This window comes from Enterobacter sp. RIT418, from assembly GCF_003057745.1.
Lineage (GTDB): Bacteria > Pseudomonadota > Gammaproteobacteria > Enterobacterales > Enterobacteriaceae > Enterobacter.
The window spans coordinates 1-22300 of record NZ_QBJD02000017.1 but is presented as its reverse complement, the minus strand read 5'-3'; the positions used below and the strand labels follow the sequence as shown (position 1 = coordinate 22300).

The 22300-nt window shown below is 58.7% G+C and carries 22 protein-coding genes; 8 read left to right on the top strand and 14 right to left on the bottom strand.

Annotation, left to right across the window (positions count from 1 at the left end):
* Positions 1–6: 6 nt before the first annotated feature.
* A complete protein-coding gene (znuA, locus tag DBY73_RS18015; RefSeq protein ID WP_146745791.1) occupies positions 7–951 on the bottom strand; it encodes a zinc ABC transporter substrate-binding protein ZnuA in 945 nt (314 codons plus the stop codon).
* Positions 952–1028: 77 nt separating this feature from the next.
* Between znuA and znuC the strand changes: the two genes are divergently transcribed.
* Together znuC and znuB are read left to right on the top strand one after the other, a co-directional pair.
* Positions 1029–1784, top strand: coding sequence for a zinc ABC transporter ATP-binding protein ZnuC (gene znuC, locus DBY73_RS18010; RefSeq protein WP_112012428.1), 756 nt, complete (start codon positions 1029–1031; stop codon positions 1782–1784).
* Positions 1781–2566, top strand: coding sequence for a zinc ABC transporter permease subunit ZnuB (znuB, locus tag DBY73_RS18005; RefSeq protein ID WP_112012427.1), 786 nt, complete (start codon positions 1781–1783; stop codon positions 2564–2566). Before znuC ends, znuB begins: the two co-directional genes overlap by 4 nt.
* A 59-nt stretch (positions 2567–2625) precedes the next feature.
* On the opposite strand, the gene ruvB is transcribed toward znuB, so the two are convergent.
* The 6 genes from ruvB to aspS form a co-directional block, all read right to left on the bottom strand.
* Positions 2626–3636 (bottom strand): Holliday junction branch migration DNA helicase RuvB, encoded by a 1011-nt coding sequence (gene ruvB / locus DBY73_RS18000; RefSeq protein ID WP_112012426.1) that lies wholly within the window; start codon positions 3634–3636, stop codon positions 2626–2628.
* A gap of 8 nt (positions 3637–3644) precedes the next feature.
* A complete protein-coding gene (gene ruvA, locus DBY73_RS17995; RefSeq protein ID WP_112012425.1) occupies positions 3645–4256 on the bottom strand; it encodes a Holliday junction branch migration protein RuvA in 612 nt (203 codons plus the stop codon).
* Positions 4257–4461: 205 nt separating this feature from the next.
* Positions 4462–4983, bottom strand: coding sequence for a crossover junction endodeoxyribonuclease RuvC (ruvC, locus tag DBY73_RS17985; protein ID WP_014884319.1), 522 nt, complete (start codon positions 4981–4983; stop codon positions 4462–4464).
* Between the two features lie 34 nt (positions 4984–5017).
* Positions 5018–5758, bottom strand: coding sequence for a YebC/PmpR family DNA-binding transcriptional regulator (locus tag DBY73_RS17980; protein WP_003859747.1), 741 nt, complete (start codon positions 5756–5758; stop codon positions 5018–5020).
* Between the two features lie 27 nt (positions 5759–5785).
* Positions 5786–6229, bottom strand: a complete 444-nt coding sequence (gene nudB / locus DBY73_RS17975) for a dihydroneopterin triphosphate diphosphatase (protein WP_112012423.1) — start codon at positions 6227–6229, stop codon at positions 5786–5788.
* A 1-nt stretch (position 6230) separates the two neighbouring features.
* On the bottom strand, positions 6231–8003 hold the full coding sequence (gene aspS, locus DBY73_RS17970; RefSeq protein WP_112012422.1) for an aspartate--tRNA ligase: 1773 nt from the start codon (positions 8001–8003) through the stop codon (positions 6231–6233).
* A gap of 263 nt (positions 8004–8266) precedes the next feature.
* On the opposite strand from aspS, the gene DBY73_RS17965 reads away from it, so the two are divergent.
* From DBY73_RS17965 to cmoB, 5 genes are read left to right on the top strand one after another with little or no spacing between them, the layout of a single operon-like run.
* On the top strand, positions 8267–8833 hold the full coding sequence (locus DBY73_RS17965; RefSeq protein ID WP_112012421.1) for a hydrolase: 567 nt from the start codon (positions 8267–8269) through the stop codon (positions 8831–8833).
* Positions 8830–9648, top strand: coding sequence for a DUF72 domain-containing protein (locus DBY73_RS17960; protein WP_112012420.1), 819 nt, complete (start codon positions 8830–8832; stop codon positions 9646–9648). Before DBY73_RS17965 ends, DBY73_RS17960 begins: the two co-directional genes overlap by 4 nt.
* A 51-nt stretch (positions 9649–9699) precedes the next feature.
* Positions 9700–10095: an MAPEG family protein gene (locus DBY73_RS17955; protein ID WP_112012419.1), complete on the top strand. Its 396-nt coding sequence runs from the start codon at positions 9700–9702 to the stop codon at positions 10093–10095.
* 40 nt (positions 10096–10135) lie between these two features.
* Positions 10136–10879, top strand: coding sequence for a carboxy-S-adenosyl-L-methionine synthase CmoA (cmoA, locus tag DBY73_RS17950; RefSeq protein WP_112012418.1), 744 nt, complete (start codon positions 10136–10138; stop codon positions 10877–10879).
* Complete coding sequence (cmoB, locus tag DBY73_RS17945; RefSeq protein WP_112012417.1) at positions 10876–11847, top strand: tRNA 5-methoxyuridine(34)/uridine 5-oxyacetic acid(34) synthase CmoB; 972 nt, start codon at positions 10876–10878, stop codon at positions 11845–11847. The genes cmoA and cmoB overlap by 4 nt, the downstream gene beginning before the upstream one ends.
* Positions 11848–12039: 192 nt before the next feature.
* Here the strand turns inward: cmoB and cutC are convergent, their stop codons facing one another.
* Both cutC and DBY73_RS17930 read right to left on the bottom strand, forming a co-directional pair.
* A complete protein-coding gene (cutC, locus tag DBY73_RS17935) occupies positions 12040–12783 on the bottom strand; it encodes a copper homeostasis protein CutC (RefSeq protein WP_112012415.1) in 744 nt (247 codons plus the stop codon).
* A gap of 69 nt (positions 12784–12852) precedes the next feature.
* On the bottom strand, positions 12853–13422 hold the full coding sequence (locus DBY73_RS17930) for a VOC family protein (protein ID WP_112012414.1): 570 nt from the start codon (positions 13420–13422) through the stop codon (positions 12853–12855).
* Between the two features lie 239 nt (positions 13423–13661).
* On the opposite strand from DBY73_RS17930, the gene argS reads away from it, so the two are divergent.
* Entirely contained in the window at positions 13662–15395 is a 1734-nt protein-coding gene (gene argS, locus DBY73_RS17925; protein ID WP_112012413.1) for an arginine--tRNA ligase, read from the top strand.
* A 35-nt stretch (positions 15396–15430) separates the two neighbouring features.
* Here argS and DBY73_RS17920 read toward each other — a convergent pair whose 3' ends face one another.
* The 5 genes from DBY73_RS17920 to flhB form a co-directional block, all read right to left on the bottom strand.
* The gene (locus DBY73_RS17920; protein ID WP_112012412.1) at positions 15431–16570 is read right to left on the bottom strand and encodes a glycoside hydrolase family 105 protein; all 1140 of its coding nucleotides are present in this window, start codon (positions 16568–16570) and stop codon (positions 15431–15433) included.
* A gap of 4 nt (positions 16571–16574) precedes the next feature.
* The gene (locus tag DBY73_RS17915; protein WP_112012411.1) at positions 16575–18158 is read right to left on the bottom strand and encodes an MFS transporter; all 1584 of its coding nucleotides are present in this window, start codon (positions 18156–18158) and stop codon (positions 16575–16577) included.
* A 261-nt stretch (positions 18159–18419) separates the two neighbouring features.
* A complete protein-coding gene (locus DBY73_RS17910) occupies positions 18420–18815 on the bottom strand; it encodes a flagellar protein FlhE (protein ID WP_146745788.1) in 396 nt (131 codons plus the stop codon).
* Complete coding sequence (gene flhA, locus DBY73_RS17905; protein ID WP_112012409.1) at positions 18812–20890, bottom strand: flagellar biosynthesis protein FlhA; 2079 nt, start codon at positions 20888–20890, stop codon at positions 18812–18814. Before flhA ends, DBY73_RS17910 begins: the two co-directional genes overlap by 4 nt.
* Positions 20883–22031, bottom strand: a complete 1149-nt coding sequence (gene flhB, locus DBY73_RS17900; protein WP_112012408.1) for a flagellar biosynthesis protein FlhB — start codon at positions 22029–22031, stop codon at positions 20883–20885. The genes flhA and flhB overlap by 8 nt, the downstream gene beginning before the upstream one ends.
* Between the last annotated feature and the right edge of the window lie 269 nt (positions 22032–22300).

Sequence of the window (22300 nt, the reverse complement as noted above, 5' to 3'; positions counted from 1 at the left end):
TCCTCGTTAATCTCCTTTCAGGCAGCTCGCATACTGGTTCGCCAGTTGGCTGAGAAACTGCGAGTAGCTCGCTTTGCTCAACTGGATGTTCGTTCCTAGCGGGTCAAGGGTTCCCATGCGCACGGAAGTTCCCCTGGCCACGGCTTCTACGACCGCTGGCCTGAACTGTGGCTCAGCAAAAACGCATGTCGCTTTTTGCTCAACCAGCTGTGTTCTGATTTCATGTAAACGCTGCGCACCAGGCTGAATTTCAGGGTTGACGGTAAAGTGACCCAGCGGGGTCAGGCCGTAGTGTTTTTCGTAATAGCCGTAGGCGTCATGAAAAACGAAATACCCTTTTCCTTTCAGCGGCGCGAGCTCGTTACCCACCTGCTTATCGGTTGCGGCTAATTGTGCCTCAAAATCCTTCAGGTTGGCGTCTAGTTTGGCTCGACTTTGCGGCATAAGTTCCACTAATTTGTCATGGATTGCAACCGCCGAGAGCCGCGCTATCTCTGGGGAGAGCCAGAGATGCATGTTATATTCTCCGTGATGGTGATGTTCGTCACCTTTTCCTTCGTTTGCGCGATCGTGCCCATGCTCGTCTTCGTCGTCGTCGTCACCTTTCATAAGCAGCGGTTTAACGCCCGTCAGCTCGGCGATGGTCACCTTGTTTTGAGCGGGAACCTGCTTTGCTGACTTTTGCATAAACGCTTCCATTTCTGGACCAATCCAGACAACTAAGTCTGCGTTTTGTAAGCGTTTTACATCAGAAGGGCGCAGAGAATAATCATGCTCGGAGGCACCATCAGGCAGTAAAACCTGGGTCTCTGTCACCCCATCAGCGATGGCTGATGCAATGAACCCAAGCGGCTTGAGCGATGCAACAACGGCAGCGTTAACATCTTGTGCTGTTGTGCCCCAAAGGGCGGTGGATAATGCTGCGAAAAGAAGCGTATTTTTATGTAACATAATGCAACTTATCATCGTAATGAATGCGGGGAATGTGATATTATAACATTCGTTGACTTCTGCAAGCATAAATTGACATGACTACTCTGGTTTCTCTTGAAAATGTTTCGGTCTCTTACGGCCAGCGCCGCGTCCTCGCTGACGTCTCTTTGCAGCTTAAGCCTGGAAAAATACTGACGCTGCTGGGTCCTAACGGCGCGGGTAAATCGACGCTGGTGCGCGTAGTCCTTGGCCTCGTAGCACCCGACGCAGGCGTCATCAAGCGTGACGGCCAGCTGCGCATCGGCTACGTGCCGCAAAAACTGCATCTTGACGCGACCCTGCCGCTAACGGTCAGCCGCTTCCTGCGGCTGCGCCCCGGCACGCGCAAAGCGGATATCCTACCGGCGCTCAAACGCGTGCAGGCGGGCCATCTTATTGACGCGCCCATGCAAAAGCTCTCCGGCGGCGAAACCCAACGCGTGCTTCTTGCCCGCGCCCTGTTGAGCAGCCCGCAGCTGCTGGTGCTGGACGAGCCGACTCAGGGCGTGGACGTCAACGGCCAGGTTGCGCTTTACGATCTTATCGATCGGCTGCGTCAGGAGCTTAACTGCGCGGTTTTGATGGTGTCGCACGACCTGCATCTGGTGATGGCAAAGACGGATGAAGTGCTGTGCCTGAACCACCATATTTGCTGTTCCGGCACGCCGGAAGTGGTCTCTATGCATCCCGAGTTTATCTCTATGTTTGGCTCTCGCGGCGCTGAACAGCTCGGCATTTATCGCCATAATCACAATCACCGCCATGATTTACAGGGACGAATCGTCCTGCGTCGGGGAAATGGACACTCATGATTGAACTGTTACTGCCCGGCTGGCTGGCCGGGATTATGCTTGCCTGCGCCGCGGGCCCGCTTGGCTCGTTCGTAGTATGGCGCAGAATGTCTTATTTCGGCGACACGCTGGCCCACGCCTCTCTGCTTGGGGTGGCCTTCGGGCTGCTGCTGGACGTGAATCCGTTTTATGCGGTGATTGTCGTCACGCTGCTGCTCGCGGCGGGCCTTGTCTGGCTGGAAAAGCGCCCCCACCTTGCCATTGATACCCTGTTAGGGATCATGGCGCACAGCGCGCTGTCGCTGGGCCTGGTGGTCGTCAGCCTGATGTCCAACATACGCGTTGACCTGATGGCCTACCTGTTCGGGGATTTACTCGCCGTCACGCCGGAGGATTTACTTTCCATCGCGATTGGGGTGGCGATCGTGCTCGGCATTCTGCTGTGGCAATGGCGTAACCTGCTGGCGATGACCGTCAGCCCCGATCTGGCGTTCGTTGACGGCGTTAAGCTGCTGCGCGTTAAGCTGCTGCTGATGCTGGTGACGGCATTAACGATTGGCGTGGCAATGAAGTTTGTTGGCGCGCTGATTATTACGTCCCTGCTGATCATTCCGGCCGCTACGGCGCGCCGTTTCGCGCGTACACCGGAGCAAATGGCGGGCGTAGCGGTAATTATCGGAATGATTGCCGTCACCGGCGGGCTCACCTTCTCGGCGTTTTATGATACCCCTGCGGGGCCGTCGGTGGTGTTGTGCGCGGCGGTGTTGTTTATCTTCAGTATGTTGAAGAAGCCGGCAAGTTAGCATTGAGGGCGCTGATGCCCTCATCCTCCCCCTCTCCCACCGGGAGAGGGAACAAAGCACTACGGCATTGCAGGCGGCGTAATCCCGAAATGATTCCATGCCCTGACCGTTGCCATCCGCCCGCGCGGGGTTCGCTGCAGGAACCCCTGCTGGATCAGATACGGCTCCAGCACGTCTTCAATGGTCTCACGCTCTTCACCGATCGCCGCCGCGAGGTTGTCCAGCCCCACCGGACCGCCAAAGAATTTATCCAGCACCGCCAGCAGCAGCTTGCGGTCCATATAGTCGAACCCTTCCGCATCCACGTTAAGCATGTCCAGCGCCTGCGCGGCAATCTCGGCGGAAATGGTGCCGTCGTGCTTCACTTCGGCGAAGTCGCGCACGCGGCGCAGCAGGCGGTTAGCGATACGCGGCGTCCCGCGAGAGCGTTTAGCCACCTCAAACGCGCCCTCTTCGCTCATCTCCAGGCCCATATAGCGCGCGCTGCGCCCGACGATATGCTGAAGGTCTGGAACCTGGTAGAACTCGAGGCGCTGCACGATGCCGAAACGGTCGCGCAGCGGTGAGGTCAGTGACCCGGCGCGCGTCGTGGCCCCGATCAGCGTGAAGGGCGGCAGGTCGATTTTGATCGAGCGCGCGGCCGGTCCTTCGCCAATCATGATATCCAGCTGATAGTCTTCCATCGCCGGGTAAAGTACCTCTTCTACGACCGGAGACAGGCGATGAATTTCATCGATGAACAGCACGTCATGCGGCTCAAGGTTAGTCAGCATCGCCGCCAGATCGCCCGCTTTCTCCAGCACCGGGCCGGAGGTGGTGCGCAGGTTAACGCCCATTTCGTTGGCGACGATATTCGCCAGCGTGGTTTTACCTAACCCCGGCGGACCAAAAATCAACAGGTGATCGAGCGCGTCGCCGCGCAGCTTGGCCGCCTGGATGAAGATTTCCATCTGGGAGCGAACCTGAGGCTGACCAATGTATTCATCCAGCAGTTTAGGGCGGATCGCGCGATCCACCACATCTTCCGGCATGCTGGTGGCGGCCGAGACCAGGCGGTCTGCTTCAATCATCCTTTACCTCACAATGCGGCGCGTAGCGCTTCACGAATCAGGGTTTCACTGCTGACATCCGGCGTGGCAATTTTGCTTACCATTCGGCTGGCTTCCTGAGGTTTATAGCCCAGCGCCACCAGCGCGGCAACCGCTTCCTGCTCGGCATCGTCGGAGGATGGCGCGCCCGGCGAAGTCAGCACCAGGTCGGCGGCAGGCGTAAAGAGATCGCCGTGCAGGCCCTTAAAGCGGTCCTTCATTTCAACTATCAGGCGTTCTGCGGTTTTCTTACCGATGCCCGGCAGCTTAATCAGGGCCGCGGGATCTTCGCGCTCAACGGCGTTCACAAACTGTTGAGCAGACATTCCGGACAGGATCGCCAGCGCCAGCTTTGGCCCAACGCCGTTGGTCTTAATCAGCTCACGGAACAGCATCCGCTCCTGCTTGTTGTTAAAGCCGTAGAGCAGCTGCGCGTCTTCACGCACCACGAACTGGGTAAAGACAATCGCCTCTTTGCCCGCATCCGGCAGCTCGTAGAAGCAGGTCATCGGCATATGGACTTCGTAGCCTACGCCGCCCACTTCCAGCAGCACTAGCGGGGGTTGTTTTTCAAGGATGATGCCTCTAAGTCTGCCTATCACGTGACGCTCCTGCGTTCTGGAAAAAATTTACTGACGACATATACCCTAAATAATTCGAGTTGTAGGAAGGCGGCAAGGGAGTGAATCCCCAGGAGCTTACATGAGTAAGTGACTGGGGTGAACGAGTGCAGCCAACGCACATACAACTTGAAGTATGACGGGTATAATAAAAAAAGGCTGGATAAACATCCAGCCTGATTTGTCATTATCGTAACCTGCCTCGCGCCAGATTGAGCCGCGACTCGCTCATTTGCATCGCGTTCTGGCTGACGTGACAGTGGGTAATCGCAATCGCCAGCGCATCGGCGGCATCCGCCTGAGGGTTGGCGGGAAGCTTTAGCAAAGTACGCACCATGTGCTGCACCTGGCTTTTCTCCGCGCTACCAATCCCCACCACCGTCTGCTTGACCTGACGTGCGGCGTATTCAAACACCGGCAAATCCTGGTTCACCGCGGCAACAATCGCGACGCCGCGCGCCTGGCCGAGCTTTAGCGCTGAATCGGCATTTTTCGCCATAAAGACCTGCTCGATGGCAAAAAAGTCCGGCTGGAACTGGGTGATGATCTCCGACACGCCCGCATAAATGAGCTTCAGGCGCGACGGCAGATCGTCCACTTTAGTGCGAATACAGCCGCTGCCGAGGTAGGTTAGCTGGCGTCCAACCTGACGGATAACGCCATAGCCGGTAACGCGCGAGCCGGGGTCAATCCCGAGGATAATCGACATCACGCGTCTCCCGTAAACGGCTTATACGCTCTCATCAGAGAGTCGCTGCAACCTCATCAGAGATTTCACCGTTGTGATACACTTCCTGCACGTCGTCGCAGTCTTCGAGCATGTCGATCAGACGCAGCAGCTTAGGCGCAGTTTCCGCATCCATGTCCGCTTTGGTGGACGGGATCATGGAGACTTCAGCGTTATCCGCTTTCAGGCCAGCCGCTTCCAGCGCATCGCGCACGGCGCCCATCTCTTCCCATGCGGTGTAGACGTCGATAGCGCCGTCGTCGTAGGTCACTACGTCTTCTGCGCCCGCTTCCAGCGCGGCTTCCATGATCGCATCTTCATCGCCCTTCTCGAAGGAGATCACGCCTTTTTTGCTGAACAGGTAGGCTACGGAGCCGTCGGTGCCCAGGTTCCCGCCGGTCTTGGTGAACGCGTGGCGCACTTCGGCAACGGTACGGTTACGGTTGTCGGACAGACACTCAACCATGACGGCAGTACCGCCAGGGCCGTAACCTTCATAAATGATGGTTTCCATGTTCGCGTCTTCATCACCGCCCACGCCGCGCGCGATGGCACGGTTCAGGGTGTCACGCGTCATGTTGTTGGACAGCGCTTTATCAACCGCCGCGCGCAGGCGTGGGTTAGAGGCCGGATCGCCGCCGCCCAGGCGTGCTGCTGTTACCAGCTCACGAATGATTTTGGTAAAGATTTTACCGCGCTTGGCATCCTGTGCCGCTTTGCGGTGTTTGGTGTTGGCCCACTTACTATGACCTGCCATAAAAAGTTCTCCAAAAATCGCGCCCTCTCAGGCAGCGTTAATTACAAATTCTTCAATCGCCTGCCGGTTACTCCACGACTTGGTGAGCGCGGCGGCATCCGCCGCATTCACCCAGCGGTAGGTCAGGTGCTCAGTGAACACAATCTCCCGCTCGTGGGGAAGCGCGAGACAGAACCACGATTCCGTATTGCGCTCTATGCCCGGCGCATAGCGATGACGTAAATGGCTAAAAATTTCAAACTCCACCGTGCGCTGACAGTCCTTCAGGGTCAGTTGCTCACGAGCAACGTCGATGGTGACCTCTTCCTTTACTTCACGCGCGGCGGCCTGCGGCGCGCTCTCCCCGTCTTCCAGACTGCCGGTAACCGACTGCCAGAAATCAGGGTCGTCTCGCCGCTGCAACATCAGCACCCGCTTCGTGTCCTGGGCGTAAATTACAACTAAGACAGAAACGGGACGCTTATATGCCATATCAGTTTTTCTCTTCCTTCTTCACCACTTCAATGCCCAGCTCCGCCAGAGAGGCAGGGTTAGCAAAGCTCGGCGCTTCGGTCATCAGACACGCCGCGGCGGTGGTTTTCGGGAAGGCGATAACATCGCGAATGTTGTCGGTGCCGGTCAGCAGCATGGTCAGACGGTCAAGACCGAACGCCAGGCCCGCGTGCGGCGGCGTACCGTATTTCAGCGCGTCCAGCAGGAAGCCGAACTTCTCGCGCTGTTCCTGCTCGTTAATGCCCAGAATGCCGAACACGGTCTGCTGCATTTCACCGCTGTGAATACGCACGGAACCGCCGCCCACTTCGTAGCCGTTAATGACCATGTCATAGGCGTTCGCCACCGCGTCTTCCGGTGCCGCTTTCAGCTCCGCCGCCGTCATGTCTTTTGGCGAGGTGAACGGGTGGTGCATCGCGGTCAGGCCGCCTTCACCGTCGTCTTCAAACATTGGGAAGTCGATAACCCACAGCGGCGCCCATTTGCCTTCATCGGTGATGTTCAGGTCTTTGCCGACCTTCAGACGCAGTGCGCCCATTGCATCCGCAACCACTTTCCTGTTGTCCGCGCCGAAGAAGATCATGTCGCCGTCCTGTGCGCCGGTGCGCTCAAGGATCGCTTCCACGATGTCCGCATTCAGGAATTTCGCCACCGGGCTGGTGATGCCTTCCAGGCCTTTCGCACGCTCGGTCACTTTAATATAGGCCAGGCCTTTCGCGCCGTAGATCTTAATAAAATCGCCGTAGCCGTCAATCTGCTTACGGCTCAGAGCCGCGCCGCCCGGCACGCGCAGGGCCGCCACGCGACCTTTCGCATCGTTAGCCGGACCGGCAAAGACCGCGAACTCGACGTCTTTCACCAGGTCCGCCACGTCCACCAGCTCCATTGGGTTACGCAGGTCCGGCTTGTCGGAGCCGTAGCGGCGCTCGGCTTCGGCGAAGGTCATGACGGGGAAATCGCCCAGCTCTACGCCTTTTACGTCGTTCCACAGGCCGCGCACCAGCGCTTCCATCACTTCACGCACCTGTTCGGCGGTCATGAAGGAGGTTTCCACGTCGATCTGGGTAAATTCTGGCTGACGGTCAGCGCGAAGGTCTTCGTCGCGGAAGCATTTAACGATCTGATAGTAGCGGTCAAAACCGGACATCATCAGCAGCTGTTTGAACAGCTGCGGTGACTGCGGCAGCGCGTAGAATTTGCCTTTATGAACGCGGGACGGGACCAGGTAATCGCGCGCGCCTTCCGGCGTGGCCTTGGTCAGCATCGGGGTTTCGATATCAAGGAAACCGTGGTCATCCATAAAGCGGCGCACCAGGCTGGTGATTTTCGCACGGGTTTTCAGGCGCTGTGCCATCTCCGGGCGACGCAGATCCAGGTAGCGATATTTCAGACGCGCTTCTTCCGTGTTGACGTGGTTGGAGTCCAGCGGCAGCGCTTCGGCACGGTTGATGATCGTCAGATCGGACGCCAGCACTTCAATTGCGCCGGTCGCCATGTCGGCGTTGACGTTTTTCTCGTCACGCGCACGCACGGTGCCGGTGACCTGAATGCAGAACTCATTACGCAGCTCGGAGGCCAGCTTCAGCGCGTCCGCGCGATCCGGATCGAAGAACACCTGTACGATACCCTCGCGGTCGCGCATATCGATGAAGATAAGGCTACCGAGATCGCGACGACGATTGACCCAACCACACAGGGTAACCTGCTGCCCGACGTGGGACTGACGCAGCTGCCCGCAATATTCTGTACGCATGAGATATCCCTTAATTAGCCGCAGGCTAAACGTTGCCTGATTTCAGGCTACTATGTCGCAGCTTTCTGTATGTCACAACTGGATGAAAAAAGGCGGCTATTATACTGGAAATTCCGCCGGACGATAAGTGCGAAGCGCGCTCTGACGCTCGTTTGCTGCGCTCTTATTGCGCATCCTCACAAAAATTAACAAAATTATCCGAACGATAACAGCGCATCACGTCGTAAGGTGTAGGCAAAGCGATTAATTTTACTGGAGTTACTATGTTTACGCTCGACGCCACCAAAACCGCACTCGTTGTAATTGATCTACAGGAAGGGATCCTACCGTTTGCCGGCGGCCCGCACGGCGCTGACGATGTGGTCAGCCGCGCCGCACGCCTGGCGGAAAAATGCCGCGCCGCGGGCGCGCCTGTGGTCATGGTGCGCGTCGGCTGGTCCGCTGATTTTGCCGAAGCGCTGAAACAGCCCGTCGACGCGCAGGCCCCGGCGCACGCGCTGCCGGACAACTGGTGGACGTATCCGGTCTCGTTGGGTAAACGCGATACGGATATCGAGGTGACCAAACGCCAGTGGGGCGCCTTCTACGGCACCGATCTCGAGCTACAGCTTCGCCGTCGCGGCATCGACACCATCATCCTGTGCGGAATTTCGACCAACATCGGTGTGGAATCCACCGCGCGAAACGCCTGGGAGCTGGGCTTCAGCCTGGTCATTGCGGAAGATGCGTGCAGCGCCGCCTCTGCGGACCAGCACCAGGGCAGCATGACGAACATCTTCCCGCGCATCGGCCGCGTGCGCAGCACCGACGAGATATTACGCGCGCTATGATCTACGTGGGCCTGCCCCAGTGGTCGCACCCGAAATGGGTGCGCCTGGGCATCACCGGACTCGAGGAGTATGCCCGACACTTTAACTGCGTCGAAGGCAATACCACCCTGTACGCCCTGCCGCGGGCGGAGATCGTCGAGCGCTGGCGCGAGCAAACCACCGACGCGTTTCGCTTCTGCTTTAAGTTTCCGGCCACCATTTCACACAACGCCGCGCTGCGAAACTGCGGTGATTTAACGGAAGAATTTTTTACGCGAATGTCGCCGCTGGCTAACCGCATCGGCCAGTACTGGCTCCAGCTTCCCGCCGCGTTTGGCCCGCGCGATATGCCCGCGCTGTGGACGTTTCTCGACGCGCTCCCACACGAATTTACCTATGGCGTTGAGGTCAGGCATCCCGAGTTTTTTGCCAAGGGAGAGACGGAAAAAGCGCTCAACCGCGGGCTGCACGAACGCGGCGTGAACCGCGTGATTCTGGACAGCCGCCCGGTGCACAGCGCCGTGCCGCACAGCGAAGCCATCATCGACGCGCAGCGCAAAAAGCCGAAAGTACCGGTTCACGCGGTCGTGACGGCGCAAAACCCGATGGTGAGGTTTATCGGCAGCGACAACATGGAGCAAAACAAAGAGCTGTTCGCCGTCTGGCTACAAACGTTGCCGAAATGGGAACACGCCACCACGCCGTATCTCTTTTTGCACACCCCGGATATCGCGCAAGCGCCTGAACTGGTCGATGCTCTCTGGCAGCCCTTGCAGGACGCGGTTCCATCGGTAGGAAGCGCCCCGTCCATTCCACAACAATCTTCTCTTTTCTGAGTAAGACACCTATCATAGTGACGTGCCATCTGCCAAAAACAGGGAGTAAGTATGGTCAGCGCGCTGTATGCCGTGTTAGGTGCATTACTGCTGATTAAGTTTTCTTTTGACGTCGTGCGCCTGCGGATGCTGTACCGCGTTTCCTACGGTGACGGTGGCTTTTCAGAGCTGCAAAGCGCTATTCGCGTTCACGGCAACGCCGTCGAGTACATTCCCGTTGCGCTGATCCTGCTGCTGTTTATGGAGATGAACGGCGCGGAAACGTGGATGGTGCACGTCTGTGGCCTGCTGCTGATTGCGGGCAGGCTGATGCATTACTACGGTTTTCACCACCGCTTATTCCGCTGGCGTCGTTCCGGCATGAGCGCAACCTGGTGCTCGCTTTTGCTGATGGTGCTGGCTAACCTTTGGTATATGCCGTGGGAGTTGGTTTTCTCCTTCCATTAGCGCACAATACGCCACTTTATTTTTCCCGGATTTTTACGTTATGTCAGATCGCGACACGCTTTTTTCCGCGCCTATCGCCAGCCTGGGCGACTGGACCTTTGATGAACGGGTAGCCGAAGTCTTCCCGGATATGATCCAGCGCTCTGTCCCAGGCTATTCCAACATCATTTCCATGATCGGCATGCTGGCTGAGCGCTTCGTTCAGCCAGGCACGCAGGTTTATGATCTGGGCTGTTCGCTCGGCGCGGCAACGCTGTCGGTACGTCGTAACGTTCGCCAGGACGGCTGTAAGATTATTGCGGTCGATAACTCTCCGGCGATGATTGAACGCTGCCGCCGCCATATCGACGCCTACAAGGCGCCGACGCCGGTTGAGGTTGTGGAAGGCGATATCCGCGATATCGAGATTAAAAACGCCTCAATGGTGGTGTTGAATTTTACCCTGCAGTTTTTGGTGCCTGAAGAGCGCCAGCTGCTGCTGGACAAAATTTATAAGGGCCTGAACCCCGGCGGCGCGCTGGTGCTGTCTGAGAAGTTCAGCTTTGAAGATGCGGACGTCGGCGAACTGCTGTTCAACATGCATCACGACTTCAAGCGCGCTAACGGCTACAGCGAACTAGAGATCAGCCAGAAGCGCAGCATGCTGGAAAACGTGATGCTGACGGACTCCGTTGAAACGCACAAGGCGCGCCTGCGCAATGCTGGCTTCCAGCACAGCGAACTGTGGTTCCAGTGCTTTAACTTTGGCTCGCTGGTGGCGCTGAAGGGCGAGGACGCGGCATGATCGACTTTGGCAACTTTTATCAGCTTATCGCCAAAAACCACCTCTCCCACTGGCTGGAAACCCTGCCTGCGCAAATCGCCACCTGGCAGCGCGATCAGCAGCATGGCCTGCTGAAGCAGTGGTCAAACGCGGTGGAGTTTTTGCCCGAGCTGACGCCCCACCGTCTTGACCTGCTGCACAGCGTGACGGCGGAAAGCGAAGCGCCGCTCTCTGACGGGCAGCGAAACCGCATCGAAACGCTGATGCGTAACCTGATGCCGTGGCGCAAGGGCCCGTTCTCACTCTACGGTATTGATATCAATACCGAGTGGCGTTCGGACTGGAAGTGGGATCGCGTGCTTCCGCATCTCTCGGACCTGAGCGGGCGCACCATTCTCGACGTTGGCTGCGGCAGCGGCTATCACATGTGGCGCATGATTGGCGCGGGCGCGCACCTGGCGGTCGGTATCGACCCGATGCAGCTGTTTCTCTGCCAGTTTGAAGCGGTGCGTAAGCTGCTCGGCAACGACCAGCGCGCTCATCTTCTGCCGCTGGGCATTGAGCAGCTCCCTGCCCTAAAGGCCTTTGATACCGTATTTTCCATGGGCGTGCTCTACCATCGCCGCTCCCCGCTTGAGCACCTGTGGCAGCTGAAAGATCAGCTGGTCAGCGGCGGCGAGCTGGTGCTGGAAACGCTGGTCATTGAAGGCGATGAAAATGCGGTGCTGGTGCCGGGCGATCGCTACGCACAGATGCGCAACGTATACTTTATTCCTTCCGCGCTGGCGCTGAAGAACTGGCTGGAGAAGTGCGGGTTTGTGGACGTGCGCATTGCCGACGTCTGCGTGACTTCCATCGAGGAACAGCGCCGCACGGACTGGATGATCACCGAATCGCTGGAGCAGTTCCTCGATCCGGACGACCACGGCAAAACCATTGAAGGCTACCCGGCCCCGATGCGCGCGGTGTTGATTGCAACCAAGCCGTAGTTTTCCCCTCACCCCTGCCCTCTCCCCATAGGGGCGAGGGAGATAAAGACCGCACCGTGCAGTCCCCTCTCCCCAATGGGGAGAGGGTTAGGGTGAGGGGGATAAAAAAAGGCCCCTGTTGAAATTGCAGGGGCCTGGTACAAGCAAGCATCATATTGGGCGACATGATGCGCGGTAAAAATCGGTACGCTGCTACACGTGATAACGCTCAATTATCGATTTCATTACCGCAACCGACTCTCCCTCCACGCCGAAGCGCGAGTACTCATCCGCTTCGGCATCCGTCGACATAGACAACCCTGTATTGCGATAACGCATGGGCGAAGGCATCCACTTGCCCGCAGAGCTGTGAAGCTCCTCTACCCCTGCGTCTAAAAACAGTTTCAGATTTCCGGCGCGTACACCTGCGCCAGCCATAAGTATTGGAACACGGGAGTGTGATTTTAGTTCCGTAATTAATTTTAAACCTTTATCAGCGGACGACTGCTGCCCCGAAGTCAGAACGCGCGCCACGCCCAGTTCTGCAAGCGTTTCAAACGCTTGCAGAGGAGTTTTACACATATCAAATGCGCGATGAAAAGTGACCGCCATCCCCGTTGCCGCATCCATCACCTGACGCATACGGGGCAGATCGATATTGCCGTCTTCATCGAGCAGGCCGGTGACCAGCCCAGGGAACCCTAAATCACGCACGACGGCGATATCTTCAAGCATGGCAGCAAATTCATCCGCCGTGTAACAAAAATCACCGCCGCGGGGGCGGATGATGGGGTGTACCGGGATCGTAACTTCCCGGCGGGCAGATTTCAGCACGCCGTACGACGGCGTCAGCCCGCCCTCTTTCGGTGCTGCACACAGCTCAATGCGGTCGGCCCCGTGCTTTTGCGCCGTGACGGCACACGCCACGCTGTAACAGCAAATCTCCAGTAGCGCCATCTTTTCCTCCCTAAAATCGATTCAACACGCTATCGTGACACGCTCGCCGCAAGGGGTCTTCGCGTAGCGTCACAACTCTGATGCTTCGCTGGCCACGATCTGTTCGATCGTCCACGGATGAAACTTCACCGTGACCTGCCCATCCGTCACCGCCAGCGTCGGGTTAGGCAAGCGCTCGCGCTCGCCTTTTGGCGAGCTGGTTTTCACGAAAATCCCCGGCTTGCTTAAGCCTTCATCAGAAAGCAGCGCCAGCGCGCGCGCGTTCAGGGTTTCAGGCTCGCCCGGCAGCACAATCTCAATATGCTCCCAGCCCTCGTGCGGGTAGCGTTTCTCTCCCGGCCACGGCAGCTCAATTACCGTAAACCGCCAGTGCGCCACGCATACCGGCTCGTGCAGCTTAAACAGGCAGATAGGCCGACCGTTGATAATATTTTCAGAAAGCAACACGCCGCACTGCTCGAAACCGCGACGCCAGCGCTCGGCGGTAGCGTTCTGGTGGCAGCGCAGGGAAATGTGATCGGCCTCAAGCGGCGCAATATCCAGCCCCAGACGGGTGGCAAGTTCTGTGAACGCCTGAGTGAAGCGCGGTAAATCTGCGGAAATATCATGCAGTTCGTCAATGGATTGCCAGTTCGCCATACGTCAGCCTCTTATCGTGTCGCAAAGCCGCTAATTTACTCCGTTGCCGGGCTTCAACCAACCGCAGATTGGCAGATTTGAGGACTGCATGATTATGCACGCTTTCTCCGCTTATTTTCTGAGCGAACTCGGCGGCGCGCGGTGCTGACGGCAGAGGCCATTTGCAGTATACTCCCGCCCTAAATTCTTAAACTGGCGCGGGTTGTTTTTTCCCCGCATCAAAAACGTAAGGTATCCAGGTGAATATTCAGGCTCTTCTCTCAGAAAAAGTCAGTCAGGCACTGATTGCCGCAGGCGCGCCTGCGGATTGCGAACCGCAGGTTCGTCAGTCAGCAAAAGTACAGTTTGGCGACTATCAGGCTAACGGCGTGATGGCAGTGGCTAAAAAACTGGGCATGCCGCCGCGACAGCTCGCTGAGCAGGTACTGACGCATCTGGATCTCACCGGCATTGCCAGCAAAACCGAAATCGCCGGGCCGGGCTTTATCAACATCTTCCTGGAGCCTGCGTTCCTGGCAAGCCACGTTGACGCGGCGCTGAAGTCCGATCGTCTGGGCGTTTCCCAGCCGGAGCCGCAGACCGTGGTGATCGACTACTCTGCGCCAAACGTGGCGAAAGAGATGCACGTTGGCCACCTGCGCTCCACCATTATCGGCGATGCGGCAGTACGCACCCTGGAGTTCCTCGGCCACAAGGTGATCCGCGCGAACCACGTCGGCGACTGGGGCACCCAGTTCGGCATGCTGATCGCTTACCTGGAAAAACAGCAGCAGGAAAACGCGGGCGAGATGGCCCTGGCGGACCTGGAAGGCTTCTACCGCGAAGCGAAAAAGCATTATGACGAAGACGAAGCCTTCGCCGAGCGCGCGCGCAGCTACGTCGTGAAGCTGCAGGGCGGCGATCAATACTTCCTTGAAATGTGGCGCAAGCTGGTCGACATCACCATGTCCCAGAACCAGCTGACCTATAACCGCCTCAACGTTACCCTGACCCGCGACGACGTCATGGGCGAAAGCCTGTACAACCCGATGCTGCCGGGCATCGTAGCGGATCTGAAAGCGAAAAATCTGGCGGTTGAAAGCGAAGGCGCAACGGTCGTGTTCCTTGATGAGTACAAAAACAAGGAAGGCGAACCGATGGGCGTAATCATCCAGAAAAAGGACGGCGGCTACCTCTACACCACCACCGATATCGCCTGTGCGAAATACCGCTACGAAACCCTGCACGCCGACCGCGTGCTGTACTACATCGACTCCCGTCAGCACCAGCACCTGATGCAGGCGTGGACCATCGTGCGCAAAGCGGGCTACGTGCCGGATTCCGTGCCGCTGGAGCACCACATGTTCGGCATGATGCTGGGTAAAGACGGCAAGCCGTTTAAAACCCGCGCGGGAGGCACCGTTAAGCTTTCCGACCTGCTGGACGAAGCGCTGGAGCGCGCCCGCCGCCTGGTGGCCGAAAAGAACCCGGACATGCCTGCCGACGAGCTGGAAAAACTGGCGAACGCCGTGGGTATCGGCGCGGTGAAATACGCGGATCTCTCCAAGAACCGCACCACCGACTACATCTTCGACTGGGATAACATGCTGGCGTTTGAAGGCAACACCGCGCCGTATATGCAGTATGCCTACACCCGCGTGCTCTCCGTGTTCCGCAAGGCCAATATCGACGAAAGCGTGCTGGCAAACGCAACTGTGACCCTCACCGAGGATCGTGAAGCGCAGCTGGCGGCGCGCCTGCTGCAGTTCGAAGAGACGCTGACCGTCGTCGCCCGTGACGGTACGCCGCACGTCATGTGTGCCTACCTCTACGATCTGGCCGGCCTGTTCTCCGGCTTCTACGAGCACTGCCCTATTCTGTCCGCCGAGAGCGAAGCGGTGCGCAACAGCCGCCTGAAGCTGGCGCAGCTGACGGCGAAAACGCTGAAGCTGGGTCTGGATACCCTGGGTATCGAAACCGTAGAACGCATGTAATACAAAAAACCCGGCAAGCGCCGGGTTTTTTATTATCAAAAATATTTCCGCAAATATTCCGTCAGGCAGAGGATCGCCATTGCCTGGCCGTACGGCATAGACGTCAGCGGTATCTGGCGATAAAACTCAAGATCGCTCCCCATTCCCGTACCGAACGACGTCTGCAGCAGCTCCCCCTCCGGCGAGATATTGTTCACGATCCCGCGAATCGCCCTCTCGGCCACGTCGGCATACTCCGCCCCAACGTAGCGCTTGCGCACCGCTTTCAATATCCCGTAGGCAAAGCCTGCCGTTGCCGACGCCTCAAGATAGGAGTCCGGGTCGTCGAGCAGCGTATGCCAGAGGCCGCTGTCGTCCTGGCACGTCGCCAGCGCGGCGATTTGCGCATTGAGCACCTGTACCAGATAGCGGCGCACGGCGTTGTTTTCCGGCAGATCCACCAGCTCAAGGAAATCGGGGATGACGATGGTCAGCCAGCTGTTGCCGCGCGCCCAGCGGGCGTTGGCGAAGTTATGATTGCCGTCGTAGCTCCAGCCGTGGAACCACAGCCCGGTTTCCCGATCCATCAGGTTTTGCACGTGCAGCAGGAACTGGTACACCGCTTCCTCAACGTATTCGGGCCTGTTCAGCAGCTTGCCGATTTTCGCCAGCGGCAGCACGGTCATCATCAGCGTGTCGTCCCACATCTGCTGATGATTCTCTTCCGCCAGCGTAATGTGCTGCATGCCGCCGTGCTCGGTGCGCGGCATTTCGTTCATCGCCCATTCTGCCCAGCTCTCCAGCCACGGCAGCCACGCCGGGTTACGCGTCTCTTCGTAGCGATAGGCCAAAGTTAAGAAGGGCGACATGGTATTGACGTTTTTAGTGGTCGCGCCCTCCGCAAACCGCGCCGCAAACCAGCTGTCAATCACGTCGCGCATCCCCTCGTCCCCGGTCTGACAGTAATACTGCCAGATGCCGTAAAGCCCCACGCCGTGCGTCCATTCCCATCCCGCCCAGCCCTTGGTGTCTATCACGCGCCCGTCGTCCAGCCGAAGCAAAAATTCACCCGTTTTGTCGTGGATATTGACCAGGCTGTGCGTCACTTTTTCAATTAGCGCTTTTAGCTCGTCGCGGGCGATAAAGCGCTCGGGCTGGCACAGGAGGGGGCTATGTTTGACAGGCCAAACTTTCATCTTCTTAACCTCTGTTGAATGTCGAATTAAGTACCGCGCTCTCGGTCAGCGGCGGTGCTGCCGGCTTATTGCGGTTGAGATAACCGATGTTGTTATTGCCCCACAGCGAGGCAAACGGCATGCCGGCAAGCATCTCTACCGTCGCACGGGCCTGCGGCGTCGCGGCTTCCGGCACGGCGCGGCCGGACTCGCGCATTTTCACCGTCTCTTCGCGCAGCGTGCTGTGCGTTTGCAGGTTGAGCTTAAAGCGCAGCGAGACCATGAAGCCGCAGAACAGCACCAGAATCGTCCCCACGCTGAGGATCATCAGAATGGTGTGGCTCACCTCGGCGGGCTGAACCTTCTGGCCGCTGACGAAGCCGGACATCTGCATAACGATCCCCACCAGCATCACCGCCCCGGCCTGAGACGCCTTGCGGGTCAGGGTCATGATCCCGGCAAAAATGCCTTCCCGACGCTGGCCGGTGATCACCTCATCCACGTCCGCGATATAGGTATAGGTGTTCCACGGCACGTAGTTGATGCCGCCGCGTCCCAGACCGGCCACCGCGGAAAGCAGCAGCAGCAGCGCGTAAACGTCGCTCAGCCCGGCGTAGTACAAGACGGCGTAAGAGAGCGACGCCAGGCCAAAGAGCACCACCACCATGCGGTAAGACGGCGCGGGCCCGAAGCGGATGCAGAGCGGGATCATGGCGATCACGGCGATGAACTGGAAGATGGCCATCGTCCCCAGCAGGTTGGACGCCATCGACGCCTCCTGCATCAGCACGAACACCACGTAATAGGTAAACACCGCGTTAAAGACGTCCTGCGCGATGTAGCCGCCGAGGTACATGCCGAGGTGCTGGCGAAAGATTTTGATGCGCAGGGTGGAGCCTAACTCCACGAACAGGCGGTTGAGGCTTTGGCCAAGCGTGAGTTTTTTCTTCTCTTCTTCCGCGCGCAGCGCCGCTTCGGACCACTCTTCGCGCGGGCGCTCCCAGGTAAAGCACCAGACGAAGGTCAGCATCAGCGCGCACAGCACGGAGAAGACCAGGCTGGCATAGAAGAAGGAGATCGCGTTGTCTTTGCCAAACTGCGTCAGCAAAATGCCCGGCAGGAAGGAGGCCAGGATCGCGGACATTTGCGCCATCGAGATGCGCGCGCCGGAAAACTTGGTTTTCTGCTTAAAGTCATCGGTCATTTCCGGCACCAGCGTTTCGTACGGCACCAGAATCATGGTGTAGACGATGTCGAAGACCAGGTAGGTCAGCAGGTAATACCAGAAGCTCATGTCCCCGACCCACATCAGCGAGTAGCTGAACACGCAGGGGATCCCCAGCAGGATGAAGAACTTACGGCGGCCGAAGCGCTTGCCGAGCCACGTCGTGCCGAAGTTATCCGTCAGGAAGCCCATCAGCGGGCTGACCACGGCGTCTAAAACCCTGGCCGCGGCGAAAATGAAGGTCGCCTCAATCGGCGTAAGTCCACAGAAGGTGGTATAGAAGTACAATAGCCAGGCGGCCGTCAGAGCGGTCGTTCCCGCCCCGAGGAAATCCCCTGACCCGTATGCAAGATAGTTTGCGAGTCCAATTTTACGTGTTTTCATTGCCGTCAACCCTACGAAGTTTTGGGAGACTCCCTGTAAGCAAGCCTCATCCAGGAGTTTTTACACGGCTACAGTAAAAGTATCGCTTTGTTGATACCTTTTCGTTTCTGCCACCGCGGCGCGGCGGATGGCAAAAATGCAAAGAGCGTCGTTACGCGTGTCACTGATTTATAAAACAGCGTTTCTATTGCATCAAAAGGCGTTGTCAATTTTGCGAGCCAGCCATCAGAATCGACTGATGACTGGCGAAAAGGCAGGCAGTTAGCGGTAGTTAACGATGACGGAATTGCTCTGAACTTTCAGCGCCGGGATCAGCCGCCCGCCGCCGGGCACCTCCCAGATAAAGCGCAGCGGCTCAACGGCCGGCACGCCGCTGAAGGCCTGGGTGCTGCCGTTTTCCCCGTCGAGTTCGGTACAGCGGGTCTGGGAGCAGAGGCGCACGCGCAGCCCGGCCGGCGTCGGGCCAATCAGCCTATAGTTCCAGACCACCAGGCTCATCAGGCCGTTTACCGGCTCGCCCGCCGAAAGCGGGTTCGAAGACATCGACTCGCCGCGATGATTCAGGGTGACACCCATGCTGCTGGCCTGCCACATCCCCTCGCCTGCGGCCTGCGCCGCCAGCGGGAAAAGTAAAATGACTAACCATTTGCGCATTATTTCCCTCCAATGGTTGCCGTCATGCGGATATGACGATTGTCCGACAGCTCCAGGTTCGACAGCACCACCAGCTGGCTCAGGCTGCGGCGCAGGAAGCGCGACAGCAGCGGGCGCAGCGCGTGGTTGACCAGCAGCACCGGCGGCGCGCCCAGCATCTCCTGGCGCGCGAGCGCCTCCTGCGTTTGTTCCAGCAGGCGGTCGGCAAGGCCCGGCTCCAGCCCGCCGCCGCCCTGCAGGGCCTGCAGCAGCAGGCGCTCAAGCGGCGTGTCGAGGCCGATAACCTGCACTTCCCCCGTACCCGGGAACCACTGCTGGGTAATCGCGCGGCCCAGCGCCACGCGCACCACGGCCGTCAGCTCGTGCGGATCGCTTTGCAGCGGCGCGTGCTCGGCCAGCGTTTCCAGAATGGTGCGCATATCGCGAATCGGCACTTTTTCGTCGAGCAGGTTTTGCAGCACCTTGTGCAGCGTGGTTAATGTCACCACGCCCGGAACCAGATCTTCCGTCAGCTTCGGCATCTCCTGGGTGACGCGGTCAAGCAGCTGCTGCGCCTCCTGGCGGCCAAACAGCTCCGCCGAGAACTGCCCGATCAGGTGGTTGAGATGGGTCGCCACCACGGTGCTCGCCTCAACGACGGTGTAGCCCTGAATCTGCGCCTGCTCTTTGAGCGCGCTCTCAATCCAGATGGCGGCCAGGCCAAAGGCCGGGTCGATCGTCTGCTCGCCCGGAAGCGTCCCCGCCGCCGTGCCGGGGTTAATCGCCAGCCAGCGCCCCGGATAGGCGTCACCGCTGCCAATTTCCACCCCTTTCATCAGGATGCGGTAGCGCGCGGGCGGCAGGTCCATATTGTCGCGAATGTGAACTACCGGCGGCAGGAAGCCCATGTCCTGGGCGAATTTCTTACGGATGCTGCGAATGCGCCCCAGCAGCTCGCCGTCCTGCTGGAAGTCCACCATCGGGATCAGGCGATAGCCCACCTCCATCCCCAGCGTATCTTCCAGCTGAACGTCGTTCCAGGTCGCCTCGACGGCCTGGGTATTTTCCGGCATTTTGACGGGCGCAGGCTCTGCGGCCGGTCGGGTTTCGCGGCCGCGCATCCACCACGCCAGGCCCAGCAGCGCGGCGGTAAACAGCAGGAATACCAGGTTCGGCATGCCTGGCACCAGCCCCAGCAGCCCCAGCACCGCGGCGGCCAGCAGCATTACGCGCGGGTTGCTGAAGAGCTGCCCCACCATCTGCTCGCCCACGTCCTGGTCGGTGCTGACGCGGGTCACGATCACGCCCGCCGCGGTGGAGATCACCAGGGCCGGGATCTGCGCCACCAGGCCATCACCGATGGTGAGCAGCGTATAGCTTTCCGCCGCGTGGCCCATGTCCATGCCGTGCTGCAGCACGCCCACCAGCAGGCCGCCCACGACGTTAATCACCATGATCAGGATGCCCGCGATGGCGTCACCGCGCACGAACTTGCTCGCACCGTCCATGGAGCCGTAGAAGTCCGCCTCCTGGGTCACCTCGGCACGGCGCTTTTTCGCTTCATCCTCGGCGATGATCCCGGCGTTCAGGTCGGCGTCGATCGCCATCTGCTTGCCCGGCATCCCGTCCAGCACGAAGCGCGCGCCGACCTCGGCGATACGCCCGGCGCCCTTGGTGATGACCATAAAGTTGATGATAACGAGGATCACGAATACCACGATGCCGATGGCGAAGTTGCCGCCCACCAGGAAGTGGCCGAAGGCTTCAACCACCTTCCCCGCCGCCGCCGCGCCGGTATGGCCCTCCATCAGGATGATGCGCGTGGAGGCCACGTTCAGCGCCAGGCGCAGCAGCGTGGTAAACAGCAGGATGGTCGGGAACGCGGCGAATTCCAGCGTGCGCTGGGTGAACATCGCCACCAGCAGCACCATAATGGACAACGCAATGTTGAAAGTGAAAAGCAGGTCGAGGATGAACGCCGGCAGCGGCAGTACCATCATCGACAAAATTAGCAGGATGAGAATCGGCCCGGCAAGGATCTGCCATTGCGTCGATTTCAGGTTGCCGGGCAGGCGCAGCATTGCCACCAGATTAGCCATCAGTGTCCTTCTCGTTCAAAAAATCCAGCGCATCAGGCACCGGAAGGTTCTCAGGTTTCGCAGGCCGTTGACCGCCCGCCAGGCGCCAGCGCTTCAACTGCCATACCCACGCCAGCACTTCCGCCACGGCGGCGTAAAGCTGGCCCGGGATCTGTTGTCCGATTTCCGCGTGGCGGTACAACGCACGCGCCAGCGGCGGCGCTTCAAGAATGGGAACGCGGTTCTCGGTTCCAATCTCGCGGATGCGCAGCGCAATCAGCCCCGCCCCTTTAGCCACCACCTTCGGCGCGCTCATTTTGTTTTCGTCATAGCGCAGCGCAACGGAATAGTGCGTCGGGTTGGTGACGATAACGTCCGCCTTCGGGACGTCTTCCATCATCCGACGGCGCGCGGCGGCGCGCTGCATCTGGCGAATGCGTCCCTTAATGTGCGGGTCGCCTTCCATTTGCTTATATTCATCGCGAATGTCCTGGCGGGACATGCGCAGCTTCTTGATGTGGGTATAAATCTGGAAGATGACGTCAAACCCCACCATCGGAATAATGCTCAGCGCGACCAGCAGCGCGCACAGGCCGACCAGGTTCATCGCGTTGCTCATCGCGCTCAGCGGCGATTCGCCGATCAGGCGCATCATCTCGGGCCAGTGATGCAGCAGGAAAAAGCCCGCGGCGCTGCCCATCAGCGCGGATTTGAGAATCGCCTTCACCAGCTCGGCGCCGGTCTGGGCCGAGAACATGCGCGCAATGCCGGGGAGCGGATTCAGCTTGGAAAACTTGGGCTGCAGGGATTTACCGCTAAAGACCAGGCCACCGAGCAGCACGGGCGACACCAGCGCCACCAGCACCAGGCCGACGATCAGCGGCAGCAGCGCCACCATCGCCCCTTTCACCAGCAGGATTATCTGGCTCAGGATCAGGTTCGGGTCGTTGACCATGCTGTGGTCGAAGCGCAGCCCGGCGGAGAGCATCCCCGCCAGCCTTCGGGCAAGCCACTCTCCTCCCCACCAGATAATGCACACGCCAACGACCAGCATCAGCAGGGACGTCAGCTCGCGGGATCGGGGGATTTGCCCTTCCTCACGCGCTTTTTCAAGCCGGTGGGGCGTGGGGGCTTCCGTTTTGTCGTCGTTCTCTTCTGCCACAGTGCCTGCTCGCAGCCCATTAATTCAGGGGTATCATGCCACTGCGTCACGCTTCCAATGGGCGAATAAAGGCACATAACCGGGTCTTTTTAGTCAGTTTAGGATTGAGGAGGTACCGCCTGGCGGCTTAAAGAAAAGTGAAAAACGCAAGCGCCGCTGAGCGGCGACATTTGTAGATTATTTTTAGTTCAAAATAAATTAAGAAAAACTTAATTCACCGCTGACTTTGATCACAATAGTGGATATATTCTTACATTCCACACACAAAG

Excerpts from the sequence above, each read along its gene's own strand:
- znuA (WP_146745791.1), bottom strand. The coding sequence starts at position 951 with ATGTTACATAAAAATACGCTTCTTTTCGCAGCATTATCCACCGCCCTT.
- znuC (WP_112012428.1), top strand. The coding sequence starts at position 1,029 with ATGACTACTCTGGTTTCTCTTGAAAATGTTTCGGTCTCTTACGGCCAG.
- znuB (WP_112012427.1), top strand. The coding sequence starts at position 1,781 with ATGATTGAACTGTTACTGCCCGGCTGGCTGGCCGGGATTATGCTTGCC.
- ruvB (WP_112012426.1), bottom strand. The coding sequence starts at position 3,636 with ATGATTGAAGCAGACCGCCTGGTCTCGGCCGCCACCAGCATGCCGGAA.
- ruvC (WP_014884319.1), bottom strand. The coding sequence starts at position 4,983 with ATGTCGATTATCCTCGGGATTGACCCCGGCTCGCGCGTTACCGGCTAT.
- DBY73_RS17980 (WP_003859747.1), bottom strand. The coding sequence starts at position 5,758 with ATGGCAGGTCATAGTAAGTGGGCCAACACCAAACACCGCAAAGCGGCA.
- nudB (WP_112012423.1), bottom strand. The coding sequence starts at position 6,229 with ATGGCATATAAGCGTCCCGTTTCTGTCTTAGTTGTAATTTACGCCCAG.
- aspS (WP_112012422.1), bottom strand. The coding sequence starts at position 8,003 with ATGCGTACAGAATATTGCGGGCAGCTGCGTCAGTCCCACGTCGGGCAG.
- DBY73_RS17965 (WP_112012421.1), top strand. The coding sequence starts at position 8,267 with ATGTTTACGCTCGACGCCACCAAAACCGCACTCGTTGTAATTGATCTA.
- DBY73_RS17960 (WP_112012420.1), top strand. The coding sequence starts at position 8,830 with ATGATCTACGTGGGCCTGCCCCAGTGGTCGCACCCGAAATGGGTGCGC.
- DBY73_RS17955 (WP_112012419.1), top strand. The coding sequence starts at position 9,700 with ATGGTCAGCGCGCTGTATGCCGTGTTAGGTGCATTACTGCTGATTAAG.
- cmoA (WP_112012418.1), top strand. The coding sequence starts at position 10,136 with ATGTCAGATCGCGACACGCTTTTTTCCGCGCCTATCGCCAGCCTGGGC.
- cmoB (WP_112012417.1), top strand. The coding sequence starts at position 10,876 with ATGATCGACTTTGGCAACTTTTATCAGCTTATCGCCAAAAACCACCTC.
- cutC (WP_112012415.1), bottom strand. The coding sequence starts at position 12,783 with ATGGCGCTACTGGAGATTTGCTGTTACAGCGTGGCGTGTGCCGTCACG.
- DBY73_RS17930 (WP_112012414.1), bottom strand. The coding sequence starts at position 13,422 with ATGGCGAACTGGCAATCCATTGACGAACTGCATGATATTTCCGCAGAT.
- DBY73_RS17920 (WP_112012412.1), bottom strand. The coding sequence starts at position 16,570 with ATGAAAGTTTGGCCTGTCAAACATAGCCCCCTCCTGTGCCAGCCCGAG.
- DBY73_RS17915 (WP_112012411.1), bottom strand. The coding sequence starts at position 18,158 with ATGAAAACACGTAAAATTGGACTCGCAAACTATCTTGCATACGGGTCA.
- flhA (WP_112012409.1), bottom strand. The coding sequence starts at position 20,890 with ATGGCTAATCTGGTGGCAATGCTGCGCCTGCCCGGCAACCTGAAATCG.